Annotated in this window: 6 protein-coding genes; all 6 read right to left on the bottom strand. The window is 52.2% G+C overall.

The window, feature by feature from the left end:
• Window positions 1–373: 373 nt before the first annotated feature.
• The gene (locus HPY90_RS15860; RefSeq protein WP_287195947.1) at window positions 374–793 is read right to left on the bottom strand and encodes a type II toxin-antitoxin system VapC family toxin; all 420 of its coding nucleotides are present in this window, start codon (window positions 791–793) and stop codon (window positions 374–376) included.
• Window positions 790–1020: a hypothetical protein gene (locus tag HPY90_RS15855; protein WP_287195945.1), complete on the bottom strand. Its 231-nt coding sequence runs from the start codon at window positions 1018–1020 to the stop codon at window positions 790–792. Before HPY90_RS15855 ends, HPY90_RS15860 begins: the two co-directional genes overlap by 4 nt.
• A 403-nt stretch (window positions 1021–1423) precedes the next feature.
• Window positions 1424–1585: a type II toxin-antitoxin system HicB family antitoxin gene (locus tag HPY90_RS16295; RefSeq protein ID WP_353733695.1), complete on the bottom strand. Its 162-nt coding sequence runs from the start codon at window positions 1583–1585 to the stop codon at window positions 1424–1426.
• A gap of 12 nt (window positions 1586–1597) precedes the next feature.
• Complete coding sequence (locus tag HPY90_RS15850) at window positions 1598–1819, bottom strand: DUF2283 domain-containing protein (RefSeq protein WP_287195943.1); 222 nt, start codon at window positions 1817–1819, stop codon at window positions 1598–1600.
• Complete coding sequence (locus tag HPY90_RS15845) at window positions 1816–2076, bottom strand: DUF4258 domain-containing protein (RefSeq protein ID WP_287195941.1); 261 nt, start codon at window positions 2074–2076, stop codon at window positions 1816–1818. The genes HPY90_RS15850 and HPY90_RS15845 overlap by 4 nt, the downstream gene beginning before the upstream one ends.
• Window positions 2077–2308: 232 nt before the next feature.
• Window positions 2309–2469: type II toxin-antitoxin system HicB family antitoxin (locus tag HPY90_RS16290; RefSeq protein WP_502707221.1), on the bottom strand; the 161-nt coding region annotated here is incomplete at its 5' end.

Below are 2469 nucleotides of genomic sequence, written 5' to 3'. Positions count from 1 at the left end.
CCGAACAGGCTCGCACTCTGCCATGTACTCCCCATCCTCCAGGGGCGTAATTACTACGGGCAACCTGTATTTCATGGGATTCACCTCCACAAAACGGCTCTACGGCCGCCAACCTGTGCACCGGGGCCAGGGTTACTCTCCGCAGGCACAAGAGACATTGCTGTATTTGAGCTTTATTATAACAAGCGTAATCCCCCCAAGCAACAAGAATCATAAGGCTTCACCATGGGCCACAACCGCGCGCCGTTCAGGAGCAGAACCCTTACTGCTGCCTCTCTTTAGCTTACATCAGCGCTCATATTTTCCTGTAAACAAATTACGTTTAACTTCGCCAGAAAAATCTCACAGACACGTTCGGATTTATGTGTTTTCCTCAAGACTGCAGCAGACACTTGAAACCGGCCTGTTCAAAATGGCGGTCGGATGTAAAGGCCCTGGAGCACCTGTGACGACGCATAACAATAAAGCTGATGCAGTCCGTCAGGCTCCACTCTTTGTCCGGCCGTTCGCGGAACAACTCCCAGGCTTGTTCTAAAAGGTATTTTGTGACATGTGCAACCCGCAGGACTCTTAGTTGTTCCGCCTCTCTAACTTTCTCTATTAGGGCAACTGCAAGGTGTCTGAACGAGGGCTTGCTAAGGGCGTTACAGGTTTCAACAAGTATGGCATCAGTGGTAATCCGGCTTACCTTTCCAAGACTCCGGTATACATCCACCGCTTGAGCATGAAGCTGGTCCTTCCGGTTGATCAGTGCAAGCCACCCAGCTGTATCAATGAAAACGGTTCCATTCATGATTTGTCTGCTCCGTAAAGGTAGAGATCGTGCTGGTGAGCCAGGTCCGGAGGAATATCGTCGGGAGGCTCCGGAACCCACTCATCCACCGTGAGGAAAGGATCCTTCGCAAAGTCAGGCCGCCCGTCGCCTTCTTCTGGTTCCACGATTACCCGCAGGCCGTCCGGCAACCTAACGCCATCTTCGAGTACAATCACATTACCTTTCGCAATTCCCCTGTACGGCACTCCCCCACCCCCAACATACATGCCTCGGGTTTTCTAAGCAACTCCAAATCCAAATAGCTCCAAAATAACCCCAATGAAGTCTTTTTTCAGGATGCACCAGATGCGTCTTGGCCGCGCCTTCACTTCAGATAGCCGCAGCACTCTTCCAGGCTGGCATCGTTTGCCCAAACAATATTCTAACACATATTTCTCAGGATTTTCACTTCCAGCCCTGCGCGGCGATTAAATTGCTGTGGATTATTCTGCTCCAAATCTTTTTCCACGAAAATGAACCCTCCTGAGAAGACACGAAAAACAAGAAAAGAGCCCGGATCGGGAAGGATCCGGGCTCTGTTATGCTGTATCAGGGAGCGCGAATGTTAGAAGTTGATGGTGGCGGTCCGGGCAGCAAGTACCATCGGTTTCATGCCTCAGCCACCATGCGATTAAGGTCAATCCCTCCTAGCTGTGGCAGAGGATCGCGATCGCGCAGCTTCAGGACAAGCCACTCTTCCAACACCTCTTGCAGCACCTCACGGCACTTTTCCAGGCTGGTCTCCTTCGCCCAAACGCCCGGACAGGCCAGAGGCCACCCCCTCTATAAAACCTGCTCCTTTACAGTGCCCGGTATTTCCACCTCTACAGTCAAAGGCCGCTCCCCTAATTTCTTCGAAGCATCCAGGATCTCCAACCCTAGCAGGTTTCCCCCTTCATCAAGATCCAGTATTACCCCGGCAGAAACTTCATCCGTATCCGCAACCGCTCCTTCTTTAAAACAGATATACAAAGCATCAGCATCCGGATCATAACGGAATTTCACAGGTCATCCCTCCAGTACTTTTGAATCTTAGAGGTCCGGTAGGCAGTAAGCACTACCTGCGTGCTCCCTTCTAATCTAACCACCACCCGAACCAAATATTCTTTACCGTCCCCGGTATCGCGCCGCTGGTATATAGAAATACCCGTTTCCTGCTGGATTACCTGATCAGGAGCAAACAGGGCCTCCAGCACCAGGTCCTTCGAAAGCCTTCTTACAACAAGCTGCTTTTCCGCATGAGCAGTAAAACGAACTTCCAAAAAGCTGCCATCCCCCAGCCCGTAAATTCTGTTGCCCGACCATCTTTTAGGTACATTCTAGCACATAATCACCTTCGAATAAAAGGTGGCCCAGAAAAACAAAAGGCGCAGGAAATACGCCCGCGCAAGAGAAGAGCCCGGATCGGGGAGGATCCGGGCTCTGGTGCTGCGTCGGGGAGCGCGAATGATAGAAGTTGATGGTGGCGGTCCGGGCAGCGATGTCCCACCGGTTTCATGCCTCGGCCACCATACGGTTAAGGTCAATCCCTCCTACCTGTGGCAGAGGATCGCGATCGCGCAGCTTCAGGACAAGCCACTCTTCCAATACCTCTTGCAGCACCTCGCGGCACTTTTCCAGGGTGGTTTCGTTCGCCCAAACGCCCGGACAGGACG

The sequence above is a fragment of the Syntrophothermus sp. genome, from assembly GCF_013314835.1.
Lineage (GTDB): Bacteria > Bacillota > Syntrophomonadia > Syntrophomonadales > Syntrophothermaceae > Syntrophothermus > Syntrophothermus lipocalidus.
This window is presented reverse-complemented; position numbering and strand designations above follow the sequence as displayed.